Source organism: Haloarchaeobius iranensis, assembly GCF_900103505.1.
Taxonomy (GTDB): domain Archaea; phylum Halobacteriota; class Halobacteria; order Halobacteriales; family Natrialbaceae; genus Haloarchaeobius; species Haloarchaeobius iranensis.
This window is the reverse complement of sequence record NZ_FNIA01000002.1, coordinates 84162-108925: the sequence shown is the minus strand read 5'-3', so window position 1 is coordinate 108925 and position 24764 is coordinate 84162. Positions and strand designations below refer to the sequence as shown.

General features: G+C 68.5%; 24 protein-coding genes and 1 tRNA gene. 14 read left to right on the top strand and 11 right to left on the bottom strand.

Features of this window, described 5'->3' with window-relative positions; all coding sequences use genetic code 11:
* Positions 1-25 precede the first annotated feature (25 nt).
* Entirely contained in the window at positions 26-1378 is a 1353-nt protein-coding gene (locus tag BLT27_RS01980) for a hypothetical protein (protein WP_089731355.1), read from the bottom strand.
* Positions 1379-1517: 139 nt separating this feature from the next.
* On the opposite strand from BLT27_RS01980, the gene BLT27_RS01975 reads away from it, so the two are divergent.
* Positions 1518-1784: an HAH_0734 family protein gene (locus BLT27_RS01975; RefSeq protein ID WP_089731354.1), complete on the top strand. Its 267-nt coding sequence runs from the start codon at positions 1518-1520 to the stop codon at positions 1782-1784.
* A 9-nt stretch (positions 1785-1793) separates the two neighbouring features.
* Here BLT27_RS01975 and BLT27_RS01970 read toward each other — a convergent pair whose 3' ends face one another.
* A complete protein-coding gene (locus BLT27_RS01970; protein WP_175526343.1) occupies positions 1794-4421 on the bottom strand; it encodes a DUF2298 domain-containing protein in 2628 nt (875 codons plus the stop codon).
* 145 nt (positions 4422-4566) lie between these two features.
* On the opposite strand from BLT27_RS01970, the gene BLT27_RS01965 reads away from it, so the two are divergent.
* The 4 genes from BLT27_RS01965 to BLT27_RS20355 all read left to right on the top strand — a co-directional run bounded on the left by BLT27_RS01965 (position 4567) and on the right by BLT27_RS20355 (position 6535).
* A complete protein-coding gene (locus BLT27_RS01965; RefSeq protein WP_089731510.1) occupies positions 4567-5349 on the top strand; it encodes a glycosyltransferase in 783 nt (260 codons plus the stop codon).
* Positions 5342-5848 carry a GtrA family protein gene (locus tag BLT27_RS01960; protein ID WP_089731352.1) on the top strand — a complete coding sequence of 169 codons (507 nt, stop codon included), beginning with the start codon at positions 5342-5344 and terminating at the stop codon, positions 5846-5848. The genes BLT27_RS01965 and BLT27_RS01960 overlap by 8 nt, the downstream gene beginning before the upstream one ends.
* Positions 5849-5939: 91 nt before the next feature.
* Positions 5940-6014: transfer RNA gene (locus tag BLT27_RS01955), tRNA-Met, on the top strand.
* A gap of 386 nt (positions 6015-6400) precedes the next feature.
* Positions 6401-6535, top strand: coding sequence for a hypothetical protein (locus BLT27_RS20355; protein ID WP_281241445.1), 135 nt, complete (start codon positions 6401-6403; stop codon positions 6533-6535).
* Positions 6536-6559: 24 nt separating this feature from the next.
* On the opposite strand, the gene BLT27_RS01950 is transcribed toward BLT27_RS20355, so the two are convergent.
* The 3 genes from BLT27_RS01950 to BLT27_RS01940 are packed head-to-tail and all read right to left on the bottom strand — an operon-like array spanning position 6560 to position 10682.
* The gene (locus BLT27_RS01950) at positions 6560-7963 is read right to left on the bottom strand and encodes an ABC transporter ATP-binding protein (RefSeq protein ID WP_089731351.1); all 1404 of its coding nucleotides are present in this window, start codon (positions 7961-7963) and stop codon (positions 6560-6562) included.
* A complete protein-coding gene (locus BLT27_RS01945; RefSeq protein ID WP_089731350.1) occupies positions 7960-9060 on the bottom strand; it encodes an ABC transporter ATP-binding protein in 1101 nt (366 codons plus the stop codon). The genes BLT27_RS01950 and BLT27_RS01945 overlap by 4 nt, the downstream gene beginning before the upstream one ends.
* A complete protein-coding gene (locus BLT27_RS01940) occupies positions 9060-10682 on the bottom strand; it encodes an ABC transporter permease (protein WP_089731349.1) in 1623 nt (540 codons plus the stop codon). The genes BLT27_RS01945 and BLT27_RS01940 overlap by 1 nt, the downstream gene beginning before the upstream one ends.
* A 246-nt stretch (positions 10683-10928) precedes the next feature.
* Here BLT27_RS01940 and BLT27_RS01935 point away from each other — a divergent pair, with 246 nt between their 5' ends.
* On the top strand, positions 10929-11945 hold the full coding sequence (locus tag BLT27_RS01935; protein WP_089731348.1) for an ABC transporter permease: 1017 nt from the start codon (positions 10929-10931) through the stop codon (positions 11943-11945).
* Here BLT27_RS01935 and hpt read toward each other — a convergent pair.
* The 3 genes from hpt to BLT27_RS01920 form a co-directional block, all read right to left on the bottom strand.
* Entirely contained in the window at positions 11942-12511 is a 570-nt protein-coding gene (gene hpt / locus BLT27_RS01930) for a hypoxanthine/guanine phosphoribosyltransferase (RefSeq protein WP_089731347.1), read from the bottom strand. The two genes, BLT27_RS01935 and hpt, sit on opposite strands and share 4 nt — an antisense overlap.
* Before the next feature lie 58 nt (positions 12512-12569).
* The gene (locus tag BLT27_RS01925) at positions 12570-13031 is read right to left on the bottom strand and encodes a type IV pilin domain-containing protein (RefSeq protein WP_089731346.1); all 462 of its coding nucleotides are present in this window, start codon (positions 13029-13031) and stop codon (positions 12570-12572) included.
* Positions 13032-13262: 231 nt separating this feature from the next.
* Positions 13263-13850: a DUF7344 domain-containing protein gene (locus BLT27_RS01920; RefSeq protein WP_089731345.1), complete on the bottom strand. Its 588-nt coding sequence runs from the start codon at positions 13848-13850 to the stop codon at positions 13263-13265.
* A 276-nt stretch (positions 13851-14126) separates the two neighbouring features.
* Here BLT27_RS01920 and mbhE point away from each other — a divergent pair, with 276 nt between their 5' ends.
* Genes mbhE through mnhG form a run of 7 tightly spaced genes read left to right on the top strand, consistent with a single transcriptional unit; the run spans position 14127 to position 20547 of the window.
* Entirely contained in the window at positions 14127-16709 is a 2583-nt protein-coding gene (gene mbhE, locus BLT27_RS01915) for a hydrogen gas-evolving membrane-bound hydrogenase subunit E (RefSeq protein ID WP_089731344.1), read from the top strand.
* Entirely contained in the window at positions 16706-17227 is a 522-nt protein-coding gene (locus tag BLT27_RS01910) for an MnhB domain-containing protein (protein ID WP_089731343.1), read from the top strand. Before mbhE ends, BLT27_RS01910 begins: the two co-directional genes overlap by 4 nt.
* Positions 17224-17574, top strand: coding sequence for a sodium:proton antiporter (locus BLT27_RS01905; protein ID WP_089731342.1), 351 nt, complete (start codon positions 17224-17226; stop codon positions 17572-17574). Before BLT27_RS01910 ends, BLT27_RS01905 begins: the two co-directional genes overlap by 4 nt.
* Positions 17564-19207: a complex I subunit 5 family protein gene (locus tag BLT27_RS01900; protein ID WP_089731341.1), complete on the top strand. Its 1644-nt coding sequence runs from the start codon at positions 17564-17566 to the stop codon at positions 19205-19207. The genes BLT27_RS01905 and BLT27_RS01900 overlap by 11 nt, the downstream gene beginning before the upstream one ends.
* Complete coding sequence (locus tag BLT27_RS01895; protein WP_089731340.1) at positions 19207-19848, top strand: Na+/H+ antiporter subunit E; 642 nt, start codon at positions 19207-19209, stop codon at positions 19846-19848. Before BLT27_RS01900 ends, BLT27_RS01895 begins: the two co-directional genes overlap by 1 nt.
* Entirely contained in the window at positions 19841-20179 is a 339-nt protein-coding gene (locus tag BLT27_RS01890; protein ID WP_089731509.1) for an MrpF/PhaF family protein, read from the top strand. The genes BLT27_RS01895 and BLT27_RS01890 overlap by 8 nt, the downstream gene beginning before the upstream one ends.
* Positions 20176-20547, top strand: coding sequence for a monovalent cation/H(+) antiporter subunit G (gene mnhG / locus BLT27_RS01885; protein ID WP_089731339.1), 372 nt, complete (start codon positions 20176-20178; stop codon positions 20545-20547). The genes BLT27_RS01890 and mnhG overlap by 4 nt, the downstream gene beginning before the upstream one ends.
* Before the next feature lie 90 nt (positions 20548-20637).
* Here the strand turns inward: mnhG and coaBC are convergent, their stop codons facing one another.
* The 3 genes from coaBC to BLT27_RS01870 are packed head-to-tail and all read right to left on the bottom strand — an operon-like array spanning position 20638 to position 24085.
* Complete coding sequence (gene coaBC / locus BLT27_RS01880) at positions 20638-21858, bottom strand: bifunctional phosphopantothenoylcysteine decarboxylase/phosphopantothenate--cysteine ligase CoaBC (protein ID WP_089731338.1); 1221 nt, start codon at positions 21856-21858, stop codon at positions 20638-20640.
* A gap of 23 nt (positions 21859-21881) precedes the next feature.
* The gene (locus tag BLT27_RS01875) at positions 21882-22628 is read right to left on the bottom strand and encodes an FAD-dependent oxidoreductase (RefSeq protein WP_089731337.1); all 747 of its coding nucleotides are present in this window, start codon (positions 22626-22628) and stop codon (positions 21882-21884) included.
* A gap of 41 nt (positions 22629-22669) precedes the next feature.
* Positions 22670-24085 (bottom strand): NEW3 domain-containing protein, encoded by a 1416-nt coding sequence (locus BLT27_RS01870; protein WP_089731336.1) that lies wholly within the window; start codon positions 24083-24085, stop codon positions 22670-22672.
* A gap of 112 nt (positions 24086-24197) precedes the next feature.
* Here BLT27_RS01870 and BLT27_RS01865 point away from each other — a divergent pair, with 112 nt between their 5' ends.
* Entirely contained in the window at positions 24198-24722 is a 525-nt protein-coding gene (locus tag BLT27_RS01865; RefSeq protein WP_089731335.1) for a type II toxin-antitoxin system RatA family toxin, read from the top strand.
* Positions 24723-24764 lie beyond the last annotated feature (42 nt).

The following is a 24764-nucleotide window of genomic DNA, read 5'->3' as shown; positions in this document are numbered from 1 at the left end:
CGCCGCGAGCCGTCCGCGAGCGCCGCTACTGCACCGCGTCGGCCGCTCCGTCCGTCCTCTCACCGGTGTCGCCGTCGTCCGGACCGCCCTCCGCGGACGCATCCGGTACGTCGCCCTGGAACGCCTCGCCGAGCTGCTCGCGCCACTCCTCGGTCGCCGCGAGGTCGGACTCCAGCTCGGCGACGTGGTCGGCGAGTTCGGTCATCGACTCGCCGTGCCGCTCCTCGATGGCCGAGAGCTCCGTCCGGAGCTCCCCGAGGTCGTCCGCGAGCGTGTCCGCGCGGGCGTCGACCTCGTCCGTGCGGCCGCCGACACGGTCCAGGCGCGCGTTCGTCCGGTCGAGCCCCTCCTCGAGCGCCCTCACCTCGTCGGCCACGTCCGCAACCCGGCCGTCGAGCCGAGCCTCGACCGCCTCGAACCGGTCTTCGACCGTGGCGAAACGGTCGTCGATGGCGGCGAAGCGGTCGTCGACCTCGTCGAGGCGGGCGTCGAGGCCCGCCAGTCGTTCGTCCACGGCCGCCAGCCGCTCTCCGAGTGCGTCGTACTCGCCGGCGTCGGCGTCGAGTCGCGCCTCGACGTCGGCGACCGACGCGCGGGCCGCAGCGACCTCGGCCTGCATGTCGTCGACGATCTCGGTCGCGGTGCCGTGCTCGTCGATGAGCTCCGCGAGACCGTCGGCGTACGCGGCGAACTCCTCGAGGCGGGCCTCCAGGTGTTGGCGGTGGACCTCCTCGCTGCGCGCCCTGCCGGGCGCGACGTGCTCGCGCAGCCGCTCGGCCTGGTGCTCGCTGACCGCCCCGGACTCGAAGGCATCGACCAGCGCTTCGACGACGGCCGCCGGCGGGAGCGCCGAGACCACGGCCTCGGCCGAGAGGGCGTCCGCGACCGCCTCCTCCGAGAGAGCGTCCGCGACCGCCTCGGGTGCCGGTGCGTCGGGCACGGCCGCTTCGGTGCGGTCGACGTCCGCGTCTGTCGTTCCGCCACCCGACCGCGAGCGTGACCCCGCCGAGTCGACCGGGTCGACCATGTCGATGTGTGGTTCGCCGAACACCGGCTGGACGCGTTCGAGGTCGGCGGACGCGACGACGTACCCCGTCGTCACGCTGTCCCCAGCTGGAAGGATGTCGACGAGGACGAGCGTGGCCTCGCCGTCCTCGAGCAGCCAGTCGCCGTGCCCAGCCGAGTCCAGGTCGAGCGCCTCGACCGGGAACGCCCTGCCCAGGGGCTCCTCGAGACGGACGGCGGCGGTGTCGGGCCGCTCCGACGTGATCTGGTACTTCACCGTCATCGCCTCGTCCCCTGGCTGGATGCCCTTTGCTACCCGAATCCCCTCCTTGGTGGTCGATTTCGTGTTGTTCAGTGAGTCCGTCGATTGCATGGCCACCCCTCCGTTCTCCCGATGTACACACCCCACCATCATTAATTTCACGGCAGTTCACCTATCAATCATATCGCGTGGCGGCGAGTCGGTCGGCTCCTTCGACACGCTTAATGTGGGGCTGTCCGAATCGGCGCGCATGAAGCGGCTCATCATCGACGGGGACCCCGGCATCCGGAAGGACGCCATCATCGACTACGACGGCGACGAGGTCCACTGTTTCTCGGTGACGCGCAACGGCGACTGGCACGGCCCCGAGCGCGTCCAGCTCTGGTGCATCGTGGGGAGCGAAGACGAGCACGACGACTTCATGCGGCGGAACTTCATCCCGCACCACCTGGACGTCGACCGCATCGAGGCCGAGGCGGTCGACGTCATCAAGGGCAAGGGCGAGCTCTCGGTCTGAGTCCCCTTCTCATCGACTGCTGTTCGCCGTCGCGAGTGCCGACTGGTCGACCTCGTAGATCACCACGTCCCCGAAGCGCTCCGCCACGGAGATGTAGGGCTCGTCGGCGAGGTCGTCGACGGGCTGGTGCTGCCGCTCGTGCGGGCCGACGTATACGTACTGCACGTCGTACCGGGCCAACACGTCGGCTCTGGCGGTGCTGTTGCCGGTGTACACCGTCCGGACATCGGCGACACGTGCCCGCCAGCCCGCCTCCGTATGATAGTTCGAGGCGTGGGTCCAGCCGGCGACCGTCGGTAGTCCGGTCATCGAGGAGACACCGCTGACCAGCTGTGTGGCGGGGGAGTTGACGCCGTAGACGTGCTCTCGGGTCGGCTGTTCGACGACCACGGGCCGGCCCTCGCGGTCGTCCAGCCACTCGATGGCCGCCGACTGGTTCGGGTAGGTGCCCTCGGTCCACGCCGTGCTGTCGAGCGTGTCCGCGCCCCGGCCTTCGAAGTGGCCGCCGAGCGCCAGCCCGCCGTACACGGAGAGCGAGACGACGAGGAGGACGGCGATGCCGACCGACGCGACCTGTCCGACGCGCCGGCCGCTCGGGGCCCGTCGCGCCGCGAGGCGCTCGCCGATGCCCCAGTCGGGCCACTGGCGGGCGACCACGTCGACGAGCATCACGCCGGCGGCGGTGCCCCAGAGCACCCACACCTGCATGTAGAACTTGAAGACGGTGTTGTAGCGCCCGCTGCCGGCCCGCTCGGAGACGAAGACGAACTCGACCATCGTCACGAGGCCGACGGCGGCGACGAGCAGCACCGTCTCGTAACCGAGGTCGCGGCCGAGTCGGAGCGTCACCCAGCCGAGCGCCAGCACGGGCGCGACGACGGCGAGCACTGCGAGGTCGACGACGATGGCTGCCGCCGCAAGCACGAGGAACACTGCCGCAGCGAGTGCGACGACCTGCGTGTCCGAGTCGAAGCCGGAGACGGCCGCGCCGACGGCGACGACGATGGTCGCGCCGTAGACGCCCAGCGTGCCGAAGGGCGAGCCGAGCGCGCCCGTCGCGGCGACGGTGACGCCGAGTGCGAGGACGAACAGCAGCGCGGCGGGGCCGCGTTCGTCGGGCTCGACCTGCGTGACCGCGAGCACCCCGACCGCGCCGACGAGCGGGACCGGCACCGGTATCCAGCCGCCGAGGGCGTTGGCGACGGCGACCGTAGCGAGGACCACGAGTGGCGCGACCATCCCGAGGTCGGGTTCGAGGTCCGGGTCGACCCTCGGTGCGAGGAAGGCGACGGAGACGGCCAGGAACGCGCCGTGGACGAGCAGCAGGCCCGCCGCGCCGCTGCGGTCGGGCAGTAACGCGAGCGACTGGCCGCTCGTCGCGCCGGTGAAGAAGGGGAACGCGACGAGCGCGCCGAGCAGGCCGACGGCGATGCCGGCGACGCCCGCTCCGAGCATCCGCAGTATCTCCGAGACGACGGGGCTGTCGGTCGCCGGCTCGACTCGCTCCCGGACCGACGCCGGCAGGAGCGAGACGGGGTGTGCCCCCGCGAAGAGCACCGCGAGCGTCGTCAGCCCGGCGACGGAGGGGTAGCTCCACGTATTCACCACCGCGAGCAGGCCCGCGAGCAGGGGCGCACACACGAACACGTACAGGCGACGACGCCGGACCTGCGCGGCGGGCGTCAGCCAGTAGGCGAAGCCGACCGCGGCGGTCAGCAGCAGCAGCGGCGTGCTCATCATGTGCGCGTGGAGGTCCCCGTTGATGAACGCGAACAGCGGGAACTCGTTGATGGTGTTCGGGATGACCCGGCTCGCCGGCCAGTAGTTGAACTGGTCCGGGCCGAGCGCGAGGTCAGCCCACGTGTGGCCGAACGCCCGGACCGCCTCCGGGCCGTCCTGTGCCGCGGGGTTCCTGTCGACGTACGTCTTCAAGCTCTCGGGCAGCAGCCAGACGACGAGCCGTGCGACCGGCGCGAGGTTGCTCGCAAAGCCGACGAAGAACAGCGCGAGCGCGCCGGCGATGGTCCGGGGAAGGTCGCGCTCGGCCGCGAGGTTCCGCGCGAGGCCGAACGCAGCACCGACGAGCGCGCCGTAGAAGGTCGCCAGCGCGAGGTTGTACGCGTACCGCGGCGCGATGCCGGTCAGGCGGGTCAGCTGTGCGGCGATGAGGTGGCCGCCGTAGTAGTACTGCACCCGGTCGCCCGCGAACCAGAAGTCCTCCGGCGGGAGGCTGTCGGCCCGGACGAGCGTCTTCAGCAGGCCGAAGTCGAGGAACTTCTCCCCGCCGCCGGCGTAGATGCCAGGCTCGGCGTTGCGGATGGCGACGACCAGCCCGAAGCCGACGGCGACCGCCGCCAGGCCGAGGCCGACCGACGACCAGTCCGGTTCGTGGTCGCGAGTCAGTGCGAACGCCGAACCGCCACCGAGCACCAGCAGCGACGCGCCGAGCGCCGGCCAGCCGAACGCCACCTGTCCGACGAGGTAGCTGACGACGCCGACGACGGCCAGCGCGAAGGGGAGGGCGAGGGTCCCGCCCCGGTCGGAGAGGGGCGCGAAGACCAGCGACGCGAGGGGTGCGGCGATGGCGGCCAGCCCGGCCACGGTGAGGAACCACAGCAGGACCAGCCCGTACTCCATGTTCGAGAACGGAGGCGGCGGCGGGTAAGGACTTTTCCCTTCGCGGTGTCGGTGGCCGGACGACACCGCCGTCGCCCGATGGCTGTCCCGTCGTCCCGGCCGGAAACGAATGGTTTTACTCCCCTGGGGGACGCGTTCCGAACAGATGAGCCGGTCCGTCGGCGTCGTCATCCCCGCGTACGAACCGGTGGTCGACAGTCTCGTCGACTACCTGCACGCCCTCCACGACCACCTCGACCCGGCGACGGTGCGTGTCGAGCTCGACGCCCCCGACGCGGCGACGGTCGCCGCACTCGAGGACGAGCCGTGTACCGTCCACGCGGTCGACCGGCGTCGGGGCAAGGGTGCTGCAATCACCTGCGGGTTCGAGGCGCTCGACACCGACGTGCTCGCGTTCGCCGACGCCGACGGCGCGACGCCCGCCGAGTCCATCGTCGACGTCGTCCAGCCCGTCGTCGACGGCTCCACGAAGCTCTCCGTCGGTTCGCGCCGGCACCCAGACGCGAACGTCCTCTCCCACCAGACGGTCGCCCGGCGCTATCTCGGCGACGGGTTCGCCTTCCTCGCGCGGACGCTTCTCTCCGTCCCGCTCTACGACTTCCAGTGCGGCGCGAAGGCCATCGACGCCGAGGCCTGGGCCAGCGTCCGCGACCACCTCTACGAACCCGGCTTCGCCTGGGACATCGAACTCGTCGCCATGGCGGGCGCGCTCGGCTACGAGCCCGTCGAGGTGCCGGTCACCTGGGAGGACCAGCCCGAGTCGACGGTCTCCCCGGTCGGGACGACGCTCGAACTCGGCGTCTCGCTGCTGAAGTCACGCCACCGCGTGAAGCGTCTCCAGGGGAGCGGCCTCCACCGCTTCGTCGCGTCCCGCCGGAGCACCCGCCTCTCCCTCGTCGACCGCCTCGGAGCCGAGACCGATGAGTGAGGACGATTCGGTCGCCGGGCCGGCGGACTCCGACGACGCCAGCGTCGACACGCTCGGCAACCGCCTCTCGGCGCTCGTCTCCGGCACCCGGTTCGGCCAGTTCGCCTCCGTCGGTGCCGTGGGCGCGCTGTTCGACGTGACCACCGCAACCGCACTCAGGGAGTTCGGCATCTTCCCCGAGCTCGCGGTGTTCGTCGGCATCGAGGTCTCGGTGCTGGTCATGTTCCTCCTGAACGACAACTGGACGTTCTCCAGGCAGGGCCACGGCGGGCTCGTGCCGACGCTGCGCCGGCTCGCCCGGTCGAACCTCGTACGCGTCGGCGGCATCACCGTCCAGTTGCTGACGTTCCGGCTTCTCTACCGGGTCTTCTTCGTGGAGGTCGCCGTCGTCGGGCTCGACGGCTGGTTCGTCGTCGCGAAGGTCACGGGCATCGGCGTCGGCATGCTGGTCAACTACGTCGCGGAGAGCCTGTTCACCTGGCGCGTCCACGCGGAATAAAGAGGCTGTCGGTCCCGATGCCTGGTGGGACGAACCCGCATACGGCGACCCAAACACAACCCTTAACTAGTGGACCGGGTTACGTGATGGTAGCGGGATGGGATAGCCAGGAGATTCCGGCGGGCTCATAACCCGCAGATCGGTAGTTCAAATCTACCTCCCGCTATTTTCCGACGCACAACGACGAGGAGCGTAGCGACGGGTCCGTTCGTCGGAAGATAGTTCGAGGAGATTCGAAGTCGGCGTAGTTCAAATCTACCTCCCGCTGGTTTCTGACGTGGACCAGTTACGTAGTGAAGCGACGCGTGTGGTGCCCGTCGCACGGAGCGGCCAGGGGTCTCCGGACGACTTTTCGCCGGCGTCCACGACACCCGAGTATGGACGTCAGGAACCCACGAGAGCGCTACGACGACCTCCTGACCGAGCGGCGCACGTGGGCGGTCGACGCGGAGACGTCCGCCGCCATGGACGACAACGAGGCGTACACGGCAGGCTGGGTGACTATCGATATCGCCTTAGACGACGACGGACGTGTGCTGCTGGTCTACAACGGTGACGACCGAAGTGGGGAAGGTCCTCGGCGAGGACGACGAGGCAATCGAGCGAGCGGACTGGTTCGACGAGTTACCCGACGAGACGCTTGAGCGGGAGTTCGCCGCGCGACTGCTGGACCTGATTCGAGAATAGCTGGAGACGAGAGAGGCGGGTTCGCTAGTCGTCGGCGACCTCGCTCGTCGCGGTCTCGACCGTCTCGGTACCGTCGACGAGGTGGCAGGCCGCGACGTGGTCCTCGTCGGTCCGTTCGAGCGCCGGCTTCTCGCGCTCGCAGACCGTGGAGAACGTGTCCGAGAGACGGTCGGCTGCCGATTCGAGGTCGTCGTCGAGCACGCTATCGACGGCGGCGGCGACGCTCTCCTCCGCAGTGGGGTCGTCGAGTTCGTCGGGGAGGTCGAACTCCGCGCGGAGCGCACGCCGGCGGTCGTCGCGGGTGATGTCGCCGGTCGCCGCGTCGCTCCGGCGGGCACGGGCGAGTTCGGCCGCGCCGTCGGCGTCCACGTCCCCACCCTCGACCTGGTGGCGGAAGTCGAGCGCGCGGCGGAACTGCTCCTGTGGCAGGTCGAGGTCGTCCGGCTGGATGACCTTGGGACAGCGCGTGTGGAACCGACAGCCCGACGGCGGGTTGTCGGGGCTGGGCACGTCGCCGGTGAGCTCGATTCCGAGGCCGCGCTGGCGCGGGTCCGGCGTCGGGATGGACGCCAGGAGCGCCTGGGTGTAGGGATGCTGCGGGTTCCGGAACAGCTCCTCGGTGGGTGCGACCTCGACGATCTCGCCGAGGTACATCACGGCGACCCGGTCGCAGATCTCCCGGATGACGCCCATGTCGTGGCTGATGAACAGCATCGACAGACCGAAGCGGTCCTGCAGGTCCCGCATCAGCGAGAGGATCTCGGACTGGATGGAGACGTCGAGCGCCGAGACCGGCTCGTCGGCGACGACGAACTCGGGGTTGACCACGAGCGCCCTGGCGAGCGCCACGCGCTGTTTCTGCCCGCCGGAGAACTCGTGGGGGTAGCGGTCGTAGTCGTCGGCGTCGAGGCCGACGCGGTCGAGCAGGTCCTCGGCGATCTCCCGGCGCTCCGCGGTGTCGTCGAGCCCGTGGATGAGTAGCGGCTCGGCGACGCTCTCGCCGACGGACATCCGCGGGTCGAACGAGCCGGTCGGGTTCTGGAATATCATCTGGGCCTTCCGGCGGAACCGCTTCAGCTGGGACCGCGAGAAGCCGACGATGTCGTTCGGCTCGCGCGCCTCCTCCTCGCCCCGGATGGCTCGGAGCTTCTCCATCGGCGTCTTGCGGTTCGTGTCCTCCGGGACCTCGCCGTGGTAGATGACCTCGCCGTCGGTCGGCTCCTCGAGTCGGAGCAGCGAGGTCGCGGCGGTCGACTTCCCGCAGCCGGACTCGCCGACGAGCCCGAGCGTCTCGCCCTCGTAGAGCGTGAAGTCGATGCCGTCGACGGCCTTCACGCGGCCGACCTCCCGGCGGAGGATGCCCTTCGTGACGGGGTAGTGCTTCTTCAGCCCCCGCACGGAGAGCACTGGCTCTCGGTCGTCGCTCATCGTCTCGTACCTCCGTCCGCGTCGCCCGAATCAGTTTCGGCACCGTCGACCGGTCCACCGTCGGCGAAGGTCTCACCGCCGGCGTCCGGGTCGGCGTCGCGGTCGGCCGGCGAGCGCACCACCGACGCGTCGTAGCCCGCCTGATAGAAGAGACAGGCGGCCTCGTGGTCGCCGCCGGAGACGGGCACGAGCGTCGGATGGTCGCCCGTGCGACAGTCGTCGATGGCGTGCGGGCACCGGTCGGCGAACCGACAGCCAGCAGGCGGCTCCTTCGGGTCGGGGAGCGACCCCGGGATACCGTCCGAACCGCCACCACGGCCGGGCAGGCAGTCGAGGAGCCCCTGCGTGTAAGGATGCGAGGGGTTCTCGAACACCTCGAACACGTCGCCGGACTCCATCACCTTCCCGGCGTACATGACGACCACGCGGTCGGCAACCTCGGCGACGACGCCGAGGTCGTGGGTGATGAGCAGGATGCCCATGTCGAGGTCGTCCTGCAGCTCCCGCAGCAGGCGGAGGATCTGCGCCTGGATGGTCACGTCGAGTGCGGTCGTCGGCTCGTCGGCGATGAGCAGGTCGGGGTTGGCCGCGATGGCCATCGCGACGACGACGCGCTGTTTCTGCCCGCCGGAGAACTCGTGGGGGTAGTCGTCGTACCGCTCGCCCGCCTTGGGGATGCCGACGCGGTCGAGCAGGTCGACCGCCCGTTCCCGCGCCGTGGCTTTCGAGACATCCTCGTGCAGACGGATGGCTTCCGCGACCTGCCTGCCGACGGTGTAGACCGGGTTCAGCGAGCCCTGCGGGTTCTGGAAGACGTGTCCGATGCGGTCGCCCCGGATATTCCGCAGGCGGCGCTTCGAGAGCTGCATGAGGTCGCGCTCGTCGAAGGTGACCCTGTCGGCGGTGACCCGCCCCGGCGGTTCCTTCACCAGTCGGGTGATGGACTCGCTGGTGACGGTCTTGCCGGAGCCGGACTCCCCGACGATACAGACTGTTTCGCCCCGGTCGACGTCGAACGAGACGCCGTCGACCGCGTGGACCGTGCCCGAATCGGTGTCGAACGTGACCTCGAGGTCACGCACTTCGAGTAGCGACATTATGAATCACTCCGTGGGTCGAGGACGTCTCTGAGGGCGTCACCGAGCACGCTGAACGAGAGCACCGTCACCGAGAGCACGATGACCGGGATGGTCGACATCCACCAGCCGTCGGGGATGTACTTCAGCTGGCTCGAGATGGTCTCCCCCCACGAGGGGAGCATGATGTTGTTCAGCGCGAGGAACGCGATGGCCGCCTCGGCCAGGATGAGGTTCGGTATCTGCCGCGTGACCGAGGTGAGGACCGTGTTCGACACGTTCGGGAGGATGTGCCGGCCCATGATGCGCCAGTGCCCCGCGCCGGCGCTCCGTGCGGCCGTCACGAAGTCCTCCTCGCGTCGCTGGATGACCTCCGAGCGGACGAGCCGTGCCGCGCCGGCCCACGAGAACAGCCCGAAGACGACGACGAGGACGAACAGGCTCCGGCCGTACACGTGGATGGTGATCATGTAGACGATGATCGCCGGCACCGTCTGCTGGATGTCCGTGTAGCTCATCAGCAGGTCGTCGACGACGCCGCCGACGTAGCCCGCGACCGTCCCGACGAACGTCGCAAGCGGGACGATGAGCATCGAGCAGATGAGCGCCACCTGGAGCGAGACGCGCATCCCGGTGAACACGAGGGGGATGAGCCCCTGCCCGTAGCGGGCCGTGCCGAGCGGGTAGTCCCAGGTGCCGTAACAGGTGGTTCCACGGCCGGGTGCCTCGGCGTACGCCGGGCAGGAGGTCGAACTGGCCCCGCCGGCGATCGGGTCGAACTGCAGCAGGTCGTAGACAACGACCTGGAGCAGTTCGATACCGACGACCAGCACGAGGCCGAACGCCGCCAGCACCAACGCGGTCGCGCGAAGCTGCTCGAATCCGAACGAGCGGCCGGAGAGGACCGCCCAGCGAAGGCCCCACGCGACACCAACCACCGCAGCGATACCGGCGGCGGTCCGGAAGCTCGACAGGGAGAACACGTTGAACACCGTCCCGACCAGCGTGAACGTCGCGAGGAAACCGAGCCCGACGCGGAGGAGCACGCGAGCCACGTCCCCGAAGCTGCCGAGTTCCCGCTCGCGGTCGAGCCTGTCGAGGAGCCCCCACGTCGCGAGCGCACAGAGCGAGCCCACGACCAGCAGCGAGAACAGGTCCACCCGCCCGAGCGGCGTCGCGGCGGACACCGGCGGTCGTGACGTCGCCGGGATGTCGGGACTCGGCTGCCCGGCCAGCAACGGCCCGAACACGCCACCGAAGAAGAACAGCGTCACGTAGCCGAGCGCGAAGGTCGCCGGCCGGTTGTTCGTCAGCTCGGCGAAGTACGCCTTCGTCCGGTCGAGGTTCTCGTACATCGGATACAGCACGTAGAAGACGAAGACGAGGAGCGACACGCTGAACAGCCAGTCGATACCGCGGACGTCCCAGGTGAACGGCGCCTCGAGACCCTCCGCGAGCCCCACGTTGTAGAACAGTGGGTCCGGCGACGCGACGGCGAAGTCGTACCAGAACGCCGCGAGGACGACAGCCAGACTGGCGAGGAACAGCGCCGAGCGCCGGCCGAACCCACCACCCGACGGTTCGACGGCGTCCCAGTCAACCTGCTCGAACCGTGCCCGTTCGTCGGCGTCACTTGTCGCCATCTATCCGACACACCACCTGATGACCGCCATGTTCACGACACCCAGATTCCATGCTGCTCAGTTCGTTCACAGAGGTGGATAAAAAAGCTAATAGAGGCTCAAATCCGGGCTTGACATATCCTCACGTCCGCGTCTTGCGATTCCGACCGGTTCTACCGGCGACGCCCCCCGTATTTATTAGCTCTGCTCCGACAGTCTGGGTCGAATGCTACGACAGGGTCACGGGTCGGTGGTGCGACCGTGAGCATGATCTGGCGGCTGGTGCGGCGTGGGGTGTTCGCGGTCGTCTCCGCCTACATCGTCATGACGGCGGCGTTCGCGGTCATCGCGTTCACGAACGACCCGAACGTCGGCCAGGTCGCGTGGGAGGCGTCGAACACGGGGCGTAACATCACCGAGGCCGTCCAGGCCTACCGGGAGGCGCGGAACCTGAACGACCCCATCTTCCAGCGCTGGGTGTCGTGGCTCGTCGGCATCACGACCGGCGACTGGGGGCTCTCCTACTCCACCGGCCAGCCCGTCCTCGACGTCATCTGGAGCCGGATGAAGTACACGCTGTTCTACCTCGTCCCCTCGGTCTTCGTCGCGACCGTGATGGGGATCAGCTTCGGGCTGTTCTCCGCGTTCAGACAGCACTCGTTCAGCGACCGCATCGTGACTGCCGCCGCCTACCTCGGTCTCGGCATCCCGAACTTCTGGCTGGCGACCGTGCTGTTCAGTGCCGCAGTCGCACAGCACCAGATCATCGCGTTCCCCGAGCTCCCCATCACCTCGGCGGCGCTCTACTCGTTCGACTTCACGCTGCTGTACGGGTTCATCCCGTGGCTGGACCCGAACACGACTCAGGGATTCTTCGTGCTCCCGGTCATCACACTCACGACCGCGCTCCTCGCCGGGCAGCTTCGCTACACGCGCTCGGAGTCGCTGGAGTACATCGACATGGAGTTCGTGAAAATCGCCCGCGCGAAGGGTGCTGGGCCGTTCCGTGTCGCGCGACACGTCCTGCGGAACGCCGCCATCCCGCTGCTCTCGCTGTTCCTCACGGAGATGCTCAGCGTGCTCGTCCTCGGCGTCCTGGTCATCGAGGAGGTGTTCAACATCCCCGGCTTCGGCAGTCTGATGCTCCAGGCGGTCGGTGCCCGCGACATGCCGCTCATCATCGGGGTGACGATGGTCGTCGCGTTCATCGGCATCGTCGGGAACTTCCTGCAGGACGTGGCCTACACCGTACTCGACCCGCGCGTCGGGAGCGAAACCGACTAGTCGTCCCCGTCGTCGTCGACGATGACGACCTCGCCGTCGACCACGTCGACGTTGATGAGCGTCTTCACGCTGTACGGCGACGACTCGACCTTGTTCTCGCCGCCGACCTTCTTGATGACCGCGACGGAGTCAACGACGTCCGCGCCGATCTCGTCGAGGGCGCCGAGCACCGCCGCCAGCGTGCCGCCCGTCGAGAGCACGTCGTCGAGCACGAGCACGCGGTCGCCCGCATCGACGTCGTTGATGAACATCTCGTTCTCCGAGTAGCCGGTCTGCTGGGCCAGCGACACCTCACCGTCCAGTCCGTACTCGCGCTTCCGGATGACCGTCAGCGGGATGTCAGTCATCAGCGACACCGCCGTCGAGATGTGGATACCCATCGCCGCCGGTGTGACTATCTTGTCGACGTTCTCCAGGTCCGCCTTCCGGATGATTCGGATGACGATCTCACGGAGGAGTCCGGGGTCCAACTGCGGCACGCCGTCGCTTATCGGGTGGACGAAGTAGTGGTAGCCGTCTTTCTCGATGATGGGCGCATCGCGCAGGGACTGGCTGAGTCTGTCCATGTCGTAGCTACACGAAGCAGTAATAAAAGCTGGCGATTGTGACCGCCGTTGCGCCCGTTCACCCGATCTGACGCTCGCCGAGGATGGCGGACTGCCCGTCCTTCTCCCAGACGATCCGGATCGTATCACCGACGGCGACGTTGCTCGAGTTCGTCTCCAGCGCGAGGCTGTCGCCCCCCTCGAGCCCGTCCGCCCACTCGTCGGCCCCGCCCAGCACGTAGTTCGAGCCGGTGCTGCCACCCTCCCAGGCGACATCGCCCTCGACGTACACGGTGACGTACTGCGCGTCGACGGGGTTCCCGCCCTCCTGTGTCAGCGTCAGCGTCTCGTTACCGCTCCCGTCGACCGCGAACTCGTACTGGACGACCGCGTTCGGCGTCTGCTGGGTCACCTGCGACCCGATGCCCAGCACGAACACGCCGACAGACGCGGACAGCACGACCGTCAGCGCGACCATGAGGACCACGCCGATGACCGGCGACAGTGCGTCCTCGTCCGCCAGCATCCCCCTGAAGTTCATCGGTCCGGAGTTGTCGGTGAGGCATGATAAGACAAGTGGCCAACTGTGGTAGACGCGTGGTCGCGACGCCGGCGCTGTCGGGTAGTTCGGAGGAAGAGAGGCGTCGTCGATTGCACTCGCTACGGGCCGACGCTGCTGCTGGTCCGGGACTGGCCGCTCGAAGCGGATTCCCACCCCGGTTCCAGCATGTCGCCCGTCGCAGCCGTGTCGTTGCGGTAGTCGACGCCGTGGTCACTCGAAGTCCAGCTCGGACGGGACCTCCAGGTCGCCGAGGCGCATGTTGCGTTCGTAGTAGATGTGGACCGAGGCGGAGACCGTCAGCGTCAGCGCGATGAGCGTCGCCCAGGCGACGTCGGGGAGGAGCGTGAAGGGGTAGACTCCGCCCCAGATAGCCGCACAGAGCGCCGTGCTGACCGCGCCGAGGGAGAGGTAGTACTCGCGCCACGGGAGCTCGCTGCCGGGGACGATCTCGAGGTAGATGGAGAGGTCCTGGGTCCGTGCGGTCGGCTCGATGAGCCCCGAATCGGAGTCGTAGTCGATGATCTGTGCCTCCGCCATCCGCGGGAGGTGCGTCTGCTGGAGCGTCGTGTACACCCGCTTTCGCTGCTCGGAGCTCACCTCCTCGCAGGGGGTCCGGTACTCCCAGGACGCTACTCGTGTGGCGAGGTCCCCGAGTTCGACGGGCTCGCCCTTTCGCTTGAGGTACTGGAGGACGTACCGACGTCGCTGGTTCCGGAGGACGTCGAATATCTCGCCCTTCGACAGGCCGCCGTCGGGCAGAGCTGTGGAGGTATCAGCGTCGGCGGAATCCTCGGGCATTGGTGTGCGGACCTCGTGTCGGGGCTTGGAGCGGTCGTACGTTGTTGCCTCCGCCGTACATTCTATCCTACCGTGCACCCGGAGTGTACATAACGTTTCGTACTGCGGTCCGACCAACGCATCGAAGTCGATGCTGGATGATGGTCTCTAGCAGGAAGTACCACGTTCCCGTGTCCTCGCAGACTCTGAAAGACGGGTCGCTGGCGACGCCGTTACCACCCCGTCTAACCCATTTGAGAACTCTTAAGGTCCGCATTTCGTTCTACTCGACTAGCAATGACACCGGACCTCTGGGTCCTCCTCGCCCTCGTGGGACTGCCGTTCCTCGGGGCCGCGGCGGTGCCCCTCGTCTATCGCATCCTCGGGGAGCGCACGGCGTACTTCGCGGCGCTGGTCGCACTCGCCTGTCTGGGCCTCGTCGGGTTGCTGTACGGCACCGAGGGGGCACAGTCGGTCGACTGGGTACCGGCGCTCGGCATCGAGCTGCGCTTCTACGTCGACGGACTCGCGCTGCTCATCGCCACGCTCGCGAGCGGCGTCGGCGTCTGTATTCTCACCTACTCGGGCGGCTACATGCACGGCGAGCCGGGCCAGCCGAAGTACTACGCGACGCTGCTGGCGTTCATGGGCTCGATGCTCGGCGTCGCGCTGGCGGCCGACCTCATCACGCTGTTCCTGTTCTGGGAGCTGACCAGCCTGACCTCGTTCCTGCTCATCGGCCACTACACGACGGAGTCGTCGTCGCAGTACGCCGCCCGGAAGTCGATGCTCATCACGGTCGCCGGGGGGCTGTTCATGCTCGTCGGCTTCGTCCTCCTGCACGCGGTGAGCGCCGACGCGCTCGGGTCGGCGACCTGGGCGCTCGCCGGCGAGGGGTCGATGCTCGAGAACGCCGGGGCGATGCGGGAAGCGCTCGAGTCCGAAGGCCTGTTCGTCGTCGTGCTCGCCCTGCTGGGTATCGGCGCGGCCGCGAAGTCCGCACAGGTCCCGCTGCACATCTGGCTGCCGAACGCCATGGAGGCACCGACCCCGGTCTCGGCGTTCCTCCACTCCGCGACGATGGTGAAGGCCGGCGTCTACCTCGTCGGCCGCATGCGGCCGCTGTTCCTGCCGGCCGACGCCCACCCGGGGAGCCTCGAACTGTGGACGCTCGGCTTCGCCGCGCTCGGTCTGCTGACGATGACCGTCACGGCCATCCTCGCGGTCGCCGCGACCGACATCAAGGAGCTGCTCGCGTACTCGACGGCGTCCCACCTGGGCCTCATCATCGCGGGCTTCGGCTTCGCGGGCCACCTCGGCGCGGAGACCGGTGCGTTCCACATCCTGAACCACGCGTTGTTCAAGGCGACGCTGTTCCTCGTCGCCGGCATCGTCGCGCACGAGGCCGGTACACGGAAGATATCGGAGCTGGGCGGGCTGCGCGAGGACCTGCCCATCACGGCGGGTATCGCGGCCATCGCGTCGCTCGGGATGGCCGGCGTCCCGCCGTTCAACGGCTTCTACTCCAAGGAGTTCCTCTTCCACGCGGCGTGGGAGACGGGCGCGGCATCGGGTGGGCTCTACTACCTGATTCCGGTCGTCGCCGTCTTCGGGAGCGTGTTCACGTTCCTCTACTCCATCCGGTTCCTGATGCTGTTCTTCGGCGAAAAGCCGGACGAGCTCGGACACGTCCACTCGCCGCCGGTGGCGATGCTGGCACCGCCAGCGCTTCTGGCGGCGCTCGCGGCCGTGGTCGGTATCGGTGGTATCACAGGGACGTTCGACGTGCCGCTCGGCCCGCTCGAGGAGTTCGTCGGGAGCGTCATGCACGCGGTCGAACCCGCGGGCGCGGAGGAGACCTCGTTCCACTACTACCTGCCGACCACGGTGACGCCCTGGGCGATCATGAGCGCGCTCACCATCGCGTTCGGGGCGGCGCTGTACCCGCAGTACGGCCGGCTCCACGACGGCATCCGGTCGCTGCTGCGTGGTCCGGTCCGCGCGAACTGGTGGTACGACACTGCCACGGAGGAGCTGAACCCGACGAGCACGGCCGTCCGCGACCGCGTCCAGAACGGGTTGCTGCGGACGTACGCGACGTGGGTCGCCGCCGCCTTCGCCGTTCTCACGTTCGCGGGCTACGTGGGGGCCAGCGTCGACGTCCCGGTCCCACAGGAGCCCGCGACCTACCTGCCGCTCGCGCTCACGGCTGTCGTGCTCGTCGCATCGGTGACCGTGTTCGGAGACCTCTCACTGCGTGTCGCGACCACGGTGGCCGGCGTGCTCTCCGTGCTCGCGCTCGGAATCTTCGCCTGGGCCATCTTCGGCCTCGGCCTGACGCCAGCCGAACTCGCGACCCAGCCGCCGGTCGTGTTCGTGCTCGCGCTGGCGGCCGTCGCGGGCATCGCAGTCTCGCGTGCCCCGTCACACATCGCCGGCGTACTGACGCTCTCCATCCTCGGGTTCATGGTCGCAATCTTCTACATCCTGCGCGACGCACCGGACCTCGCGCTGACCCAGCTGGTCGTCGAGACGCTCGTGCTCGTGATATTCCTGCTCGTGCTCGACAAGCTCCCCGCGTTCTACGGCGGCTGGGACCGGGGGCGGATGGCCAGAGACGGCGTGCTCTCGCTCGCTGTCGGCGCGGTCGTCACGACGACCGTACTCGTCACGACTGCGGCCAGTCCGAACGAGGAGTCCGTCATCGCACGCGGCCTCGCCGAGGCCTCGTACCCCGAAGCCGGCGGGAACAACATCGTGAACGTCATCCTCGTCGACTTCCGGGCGTTCGACACGATGGGCGAGATCGCGGTCGTCTCGATGGCCGCGCTCTCTATCGTCACGCTCATCGCCCTCCGGGAACGAGGTGAGACGAGATGAGCTACGGCGACGACACGACGGTCATCGCACGAACCGTTGCCCGCATCACGCTGCCACTCGTGCTCGTGGTCGCCATCTCGCTGCTGTTCCAGGGGCACAACCTGCCGGGCGGCGGGTTCATCGCTGGCGTCCTCACAGCGGCGGCGTTCGCGCTGGTGTACATCGTGTTCGGGATGGAGTACGTCCAGGAGACCATCTTCGGCGACGAGTACGAGCCCGACGGTAGCGTCGCCGGCCCGGCGGTCGTCGACCGCTACCGGACGCTGTTCGGCGTCGGACTCGCGGTCGCCGCCGGCACCGGCCTCGGTGCGATGGCGTTCGGGAAGCCGTTCCTGACCCACACGGACGAGGTGGTGAAGCCGTCCACCGAGTACGTCGCCTGGATTCCGGGCGCCGACTTCATCTTCGGGACGCTGTTCAAGTTCCACTGGGCGACGGCGTTCCTGTTCGACATCGGCGTCTACTTCGTCGTCGTCGGTGGGCTCCTCGCGATTCTCGCGGTGGTGGGGGGCGAATGACCGAGTTCGTCCTCGCCCTCGTGCTCGGCCTGCTGTTCGCGCTCGGGACGTTCCTCGTCCTGCGGCGCGACGTGGTCCGGGTCGTCTGGGGCGTCTCCATCATCTCGCAGGCCGCGAACGTCTACCTGGTGACGATGGGGCTGCTCGACGGGTCGGTTCCCGTGCTCGAGGGCCACGGCGAGGGTGCAGGGGCCGTGACGGACCCGCTCGTGCAGGCGCTCGTCCTGACGGCCATCGTCATCGGCTTCGGGACGACCGCGTTCGCGCTCGTGCTCACCTATCGGGTGTACGAGGAGCACGGCACCATCGACCTGCTCGAACTCGGAGGTGAGACCGATGGCAACTGAACAGCTCGTCGTCGCGCCGCTGCTCGTCGCGCTCGTGACGGCCATCCTGACGCTCGTCGTCCACCGGTACGTCCGTGCCCAGAAGGCCGTCAGTGCACTCGGCGGAGTCGCGTACGTCGGTGCGGTCGCGATGCTGATTCAGCGAGTGCGCTCCGGTGCCGGCTCGCACGGCGTCGAGGGCGTCCTCACCTACCAGCTCTCCAACTGGGGCGCGCCCTTCGGCATCACGCTCGTCGCCGACGACCTCTCGGCGTTCATGCTCGGCCTGACGGCCGTCGTGAGCCTGCTCGCGCTCGCGTTCTCCATCCTGTACGTCGACGAGGCGGGTCAGCGCGTCTCGTACCACCCGCTGTACCACTTCATGCTGGTCGGGGTGACGGGGTCGTTCCTCACAGCCGACATCTTCAACCTGTTCGTCTGGTTCGAGGTGATGCTGATGTCGAGCTACGTCCTCGTCGTCTTCTACTCCGGCCCGCGACACACGAAGGCGGCGCTCCAGTACGTCGTGCTCAACCTCGTCGGGAGCGCGTTCATGCTGCTCGCCATCGGCGGCCTCTACTCGACGACCGGCACGCTGAACATGGCCGATATGGCGCGCCGGCTGGCCGACCCCGCGAGCTTCGGAATCACCCTCGCGCCCGTGCTCGGCCTCTCCGCGGTGCTGTTCGTCGTGTTCGCGCTCAAGGCCGGTATCGTCCCGTTCCAGTGGTGGGTGCCCGCGGCGTACCGTGCCGCCCCCGCCCCTGTCTCGGCGATGCTCGCGGGCGTCGTCAAGAAGGTCGGCATCTACGCCATCATCCGGCTCTACTTCACCGTGTTCGCCAACGCCGCGCCGATGGACCTCGCACTGCCCGGTGTCGTCGGCGAGTCCACGCTCGCGTTCTTCGGCCCGGTGCTGTTCATCATGGGTGCGGCGAGCATCATCCTCGGTGGGGTCGCCGCGGTGAACCGCGACAACGTCGACGACCTGCTCGCGTACTCCAGCATCGGCCAGGTCGGCTTCATCGTCATCGCGCTGGCGTTCGCCGCCGGCGGCGTCGTCGCCGGCTGGCAGGCACCCGAGCCGTACGGGAGCGTCGCGGTGCTCGGGCTGGCGGCCGCACTGGTCTACTCGCTGAACCACGCCCTGGCCAAGGCCGCGCTGTTCCTGGCCAGCGGCGCGGTGTACGAGTCGGTCGGCTCCATCGAGTTCGAGGACCTCGGCGGCATCGCCGGCCGCATGCCGCTGCTCTCGGCCGGCTTCTTCGTCGCCGCGCTCAGCCTCGTCGGTATCCCGCCGCTGGTGGGCTTCTTCGGGAAGTTCCTCGTCTTCGACGCGGCGGTCAACGCCGGCTCGAACCTCGGCATCGGGCTGGCGCTGCTCGGGGCCATCCTGACCATCGCCTACGTCACCCGCGCCTGGAACCGCGGGTTCTGGGGCGAGCGTAGCGAGGCTGTCGAGCAGGCGACGCCGCAGTACGGGCTGTTCGCGACGGTGCTCGTGCTCGCGGTGGTCGCCCTCGGGGTCGGCGTCGCGTTCGACCCGGTCGTCGAGGCGGCAATCGACGCAGCGAACGCCGCACTCGAGACCGGCGACTACATCGAGGCGGTCGGGCTGGAGGACAGCCTCACGAGCGACGGAGGTGGTCACTGATGTCCCAAGACGAGACGACGAGCGTCGAGGAGACCGACACGGAGACGTACGACATCGAAGAGAACCAGGCCGAGCGGGCGCGGAAGTGGCCCGCCATCGGCGTCGCACTGGCGGTCCTCTGGCTGTTCGTCCGGGGCGTCCACTTCATAGACAAGCCCGGCCTCGCTGCCGGCGAGTTCGTCATCGGGCTCGCGGTGGGGCTCCCCATCGCCTACGGCATCCGCGGCATCTACGCGCCGACGTACGGGCTGCGACGCTCGCTGTCGGTGCTCCCGGCCGCCGGCATCTACCTCAGCCTGTTCCTCTGGGAGCTGGTGACGGCGAACGTCGACGTCGCACGTCGGGTGCTCTCGCCCTCGATGCCCATCGAGCCGAACGTCGTCGAGGTGCCGCTGCGCGTCGAGTCGGACGTCGCCATCACGACCATCGCGAACTCGATCACGCTCACGCCTGGCACACTCACCATGGACTACGACGAAGAACGCAACTCGCTGTTCGTCCACGCGCTCGCCGCGACCGACGAGGAGTCGGTCGTCGAACCGATCCGCCGCTGGGAGGACTACGCGCTCGTCATCTTCGACGAGCGCCTCTCCCCCGGCTCGCCGGTGCCGGAGCCCGAGGGGGGTGCGGACGATGCTTGACGCGGCCGTCGGAGACTGGTTGTCCGTCGTCGCGCTGACGGCCGGCCCAAGCGGCCCTGACTGGCTCGTCCCGTTCCTGAACCTCGGGCTGTTCGTCGCAAGCGCCGTCACGCTGCTCTGCGCTTACCGGGTCGTCCGGGGCCCGACGACGCCCGACCGGGTCGTCGCGCTCGACACCATCGGCACCAACGTCGTCGCCATCGCCGTGCTCTGGGCGATGATCCGCGGACGGGGTCTGTTCGTCGACGTGGCCCTCGTGCTCGCCATCATCGGCTTCGTCAGCACCATCGCCGTCGCACGCTACGTCACGGAGGGTGACATCGTCGAATGACGCTACTCGAGACCATCCAGTACGCCGCAGTCGCCGGGTTCGTGCTCGTGGGAAGCTTCTTCCTGCTCGTCGGGACCATCGGGCTCATCCGCTTCCCGAACGTCTACAACCGCCTGCACGCGACGAGCAAGGCGGCGACGCTGGGCGCGGCGTCGATGTTCGTCGCCGGCTTCATCTACTTCGGCGGGCAGGGGGTCGCTCTGGAGGCGCTCGTCGCGATCGTCTTCCTCTTCCTCACCGCGCCGACCGGCGGCCACCTCATCTCCCGCTCCGCGCGGAAGATGGGCGTCGACTTCACCGACGACGTCGAGTGGCCGATCCACGGTGCGGGCATCGAGCGCGAGGAACCCGAGGAGACGGAGGACTGAGGGGCCGGGCCCCAGCGAGCTGTGCCTCTCGAACCAGCGGCTCTCGGTCGTCGCTGCCTCGAAAGCGTACACTGACCGGACAATCCCTCGTCAGAACGTCGCTGCGAGCGCCCGCGCGACCTCCAGCCCGAGCGCGGACTTCTCGCCGCTGAACTCGGAGTACCCCTCCTCGTGGACGAGCAACGCGCGGCTCGACTCGCTGCCCATGACGCTCGCGTCGTTGGCGACGACGAACGCGAGCCCGGCGCGCGAGGCCGTCTCCCTCGCCGCCGCGACCATCGCCTCGTCGTCGCCGCTCGTCTCCGTCTTGAACCCGACCATCCGCAGGTCGGAGTGCTCGGCGCGAACGCTGTCGAGCAGCTTCGGCGTCGGCGACAGCGACAGGGAGAGCTCGTCCTGCCCGGAGCGGATCTTCTCCTCGGCGGGTTCGACCGTGTAGTCGCCGATGGCCGCGACCGAGACCAGTGCGTCGGCCGCGGTCCCGCCGTCGCCGTCCGCCCCGTCGCTCTCGACTGCGGAGAGCGCGGCTGCCGTCATCTCCGCAGCGCTCTCGACCGGGACGAGTTCGGCGAAGCGGACCGTCTCGACGGCCTCGCCGGTGGTCAGCGCGTGCGGGCCGACCGCCCCGTGAATCAGCGTCACATCCGCACCGAGGACGTAGCAGGCCCGGGCGACCGCACGCCCCGTCCGCCCCGAGGAACGGTTCGTCAGCACGCGCACCGGGTCGATGGCCGCCACCGTCGCGCCGCTCGTGACGACGACGTGCCGGTCGGCCAGGGGTGCGTCGCCGGCAGCTCTGGCGACGCCGAGCGCGATGGCGTCCTCGGTCGCTATCTTCGCCTTCCCCTCCTCGACGCGCGGGTCGACGAAGTCGACGCCCCACGAGCGCAGGGTGTCCATCGCCTCCAGCACGCCCGGGTGGTCGTACATCGGCTCGTGCATCGCCGGCGCCACGACGACCGGCACGTCGGCCCCGAGCGCGGTCGTCGCACAGGTCGTGACGGGCGTGTCGTCGACCGCCGACGCTACCTTCCCGACCGTGTTCGCCGTCGCCGGCGCGAGCAGGAGGACATCGGCCCAGCCCTCGCGGCCGCAGAGCTCGACGTGTTCGACCCGTCCGGTTATCTCGCCGACCACGTCGTTCTCGGTGGCGAACTCGACCGCCCACGGGTGGATGATTCCCGTCGCACTGTCCGTCATCACGGCACGGACGGACGCCCCGCGGCGGCGCAGCTCGTGTGCCAACTCGACCGTCTTGACGGCGGCTATCGACCCGGTGACCCCAAGGGCGACGTTCACTCCGTCGAGCATAGCCCCGGCTTCGTGGCCCTGGCTCATGTGTGTTCGGTGCCCTCCCGGTCGGCCGCGACGCTCGGATGCATCGTCGGGTCGTCGTCGAGCGGCTCCGTGTACGCCCGGAGCGCGTCGCGGGCGCGCTCGTCGCGCTCCAGCCGCTGCGCATCGGCGATCTCCTCACAGCCCGGCGGCACCTCGCGCCCGCGCTCGGTGAAGTACCCCTCCGGCGTCACCCAGTCGTGGTAGAAGTTCACGTCGGAGTCGTGGACGATGGTCCGCCCGACCGTCGCCCCGTGGCCCGCACAGACGATAGCCTGGTGGTACTGGTCGGCGAGGCGACCCGCGGCGTAGATGCCGTCGACGTCCGTCCGCCCCTCGCGGTCGACCTGCACGAACGTCTTGCTCCCGCGTGTCTCCGTCTCCACGCCGAGTCCGTCGAGGTACGACGCGTCGGACCACGATGCGGCGACGACCCGGTCGGTCGGGAAGGACGCGTCGTCGTCGACGGTGACGGTGAAGCCGCCGCCCGGTCCGCCCTCGACGTCGGTGACCAGCCCGTCGCGGAACGAACAGCCCCCGATGCGGGCCTGCTCGCGTGTCCGTTCCAGCAGGCGGCGCGCGTCGACCCCGAGCGGGAACCCCGGGTAGTTCTCCAGATGGGCGTTCCGTCGCAGTATCGACTCCTCGTCGTCGACGACTACGGTCGCCAGGTCAGCACGAGCGGTGAAGATGCCCGCGGCCAGCCCAGCGACCCCGCCGCCGACGATGCAGACGTCTACGTCCATACGTGCGGGTCGGATGCGAGAGAAGATAAAGCGGTCGAGAGTTATCGGACCCGCCGCCGTAGGAGCGAGACGACGGCGAAACCGGCGACTACCCAGAACGCGGGGTTCGCCGTGCGCATCGTCGGGTCATCGACCGGGGAGCTCATCGCACCGACCGCGCCGAGGACACCACCGCTACTACCACCGTCACCGCCATCGCCGCCGCTTGACTGGTCCAGAAGCGGATTGCCAGTGTCGCCGGCTGCGGCGTCGCTGGACCCGCTGCTGCCCCCGTTCGCAGCCGAGGCGGGGTCGCTTCCGGGCTCGTCGCTGACCTGCTGTTGGTCGCCGGACTGCTGGCTCCCGTCGGTGGACTGCCCGCCGTCCTCGCTCTCCGGTCCTCCCGAGTCGGTTCCCTCCGACTCGTTGGCACCCGCGTCGTCGCTCGACTCGTTCCCAGCCACGCCGTCGTCCCCGCCACTGCTGCTCTCGTTCCCCGTGACACTCTCGTCCGTGGCGTTCTCGCCAGTGTTCTCCCCTGCGTCGTCCCCGCCGTCGCCGCTCTCACCGCCGCTTCCCTCGTCCGCGTCGTCGCCGATACTCCCGTCTTCGGTGTTCTCGTCCGTGGTGCCATCACCGTCGCTGCCGTCGGAACTCCCGTCGTCGCCGCTACTCTCGTCGTCAGTTCCGTCGTCACCGCCGGAACTCCCATCGTCACTGCCGTTGTCACCGCCGGAACTCCCATCGTCACTGCCGTTGTCACCGCCGGAACTCCCATCGTCACTGCCGTTGTCACCGCCGGAACTCCCGTCGTCGCCGCCCCCTATCTCACCGCCGCTGTCACCACCGTCGCGACCATCGCCGCCGTCACCACCATCGCCACCGCTGCCACCGTCGCCGCTATCGTCGCCGTCGTCGCCACCGCTGCCACCGTCGCCACCATCACCGCCGTCGTCGCCACCGCCACCGTCACCATCGTCGCTATCGTCACCCTCGTCACCGCCGCCACCGCCGGCACTTCCGACGGTGACGGTTGTCTCGTTCGTCGCGGTGTTCCGGTCGGCGTCGCCCACGAACGCCTGGATCGTCACCTCGCCCGTCGTTGCGTCCTCGGGGACTGACAGGGTGACCGTCGGCGATACCGACTGTCCAGCCTCGAGCGATTCCCACGCCCAGCCGACGCCCCGGCCGGAGAACTGGCCGCCGTCGTCGCTGTGTCCCGTGATGGACCAGTTCCGGGGGGTCTGTGCCTCGACCTGCACGTCGCTCGCAGCTTCGTCGCCCTCGTTCGTCGCAGTGAACGAGACCGTGACGGTTCCGCCGGGCTCCACGGTCCCACCCTCGACAGCGATGTCGAAGGTAACGGCCGTCTCGTTGCCCCGTTCGCCCGATTCACTCGCGGTCGCCACCGGTGCGAGCGGGAGCGTGCATGCGACGACGACCAGCAGCAGCGCCGTCACCCAGCGTTTCTTTACCATCTGTTATTCGAAATTTTAAGCCGTGGTTGTGTTTATATCTTTTTGTCGCGCGGGCGTCATCGCCGACTTCGCTGACGGAAAGGCTTACGTTCGAACTATCGGTAGAACTAGTGTGGAACGCGTCGAGGTCACGACGGTCATCTACGCCCCGCCAGAGCGTGTCTTCGAGTTCCTCGTGGACTTCCCGGGCTACGCGCGCTACTCCGAGTATCTCAAGGACGTGCGGCAGAACGGTGACGGAGGTGCCGGGACCCGGTACCAGCTCGAGTTCGCCTGGTGGAAGCTGACCTACACCGCCCACTCCGAGGTCACGGCCATCGACCGCCCGGAGAGCATCGAGTGGCGCATCCTCAAGGACATCGACGCCGTCGGACAGTGGCGCGTCGAGCCCGACCCGGACGCAGCTCCGGAGGGCGAGGAGCACGCCTGCAGGGTCCACTTCGTGGTCAAATACGATCCGGACTCGGCGCGCGCCGGCGACATCAGGATACCGCGATTCGTCTCCATCTCGTGGGTCATCGACAAGGTCAAACCGAAGATCCGCAGCGAGGCGAAACGCATCGTCGAGCGGGTCGTCAGAGACGTCGAGGGACGCTATCGCGATGTCGAGGTAACCATCGACACCAGTGGGGATTGAAACCCGAACCCTCTTGTCACCCCCAGCGGTAGACGCGTGCAA